At 38.5% G+C, this 314-nt stretch carries 1 pseudogene; it reads right to left on the bottom strand.

The window, feature by feature from the left end:
- Window positions 1–77: 77 nt before the first annotated feature.
- A pseudogene (locus SST111_RS11310) lies at window positions 78–314 on the bottom strand (IS110 family transposase); the annotation flags it as partial.

Raw genomic sequence — 314 nt, 5'->3', positions numbered from 1 at the left:
TAAAAAGTGTATACAAAAGCAACACCTTATGTTGAAATTTTTTGATAAGGTGTTACAATGATAGTGCATAAACAGTTTTACCGATTTTGGGTAGAAGTATAATCGTAAAGCTTATTATGCGTAATGAGGTAATACATTGTCCGAATGAGACGATGTATGGAGGCAATCGTGTGCGGCTTCGTTGAAGTCGTTTGCGATTGTCTTTTTCGTGTCTCATAAAAGTCGGCGATATGGCAAGGATTGGTGTGACTGGCTGAAGCGATATTGTGAATACATTTGAACAGAATCTTTCTAGCGTAGGGATTGCCACGCTT

The sequence above is a fragment of the Streptococcus suis YS161 genome, assembly GCF_002760245.1.
GTDB classification, from domain to species: domain Bacteria; phylum Bacillota; class Bacilli; order Lactobacillales; family Streptococcaceae; genus Streptococcus; species Streptococcus suis_I.
This window is presented reverse-complemented; position numbering and strand designations above follow the sequence as displayed.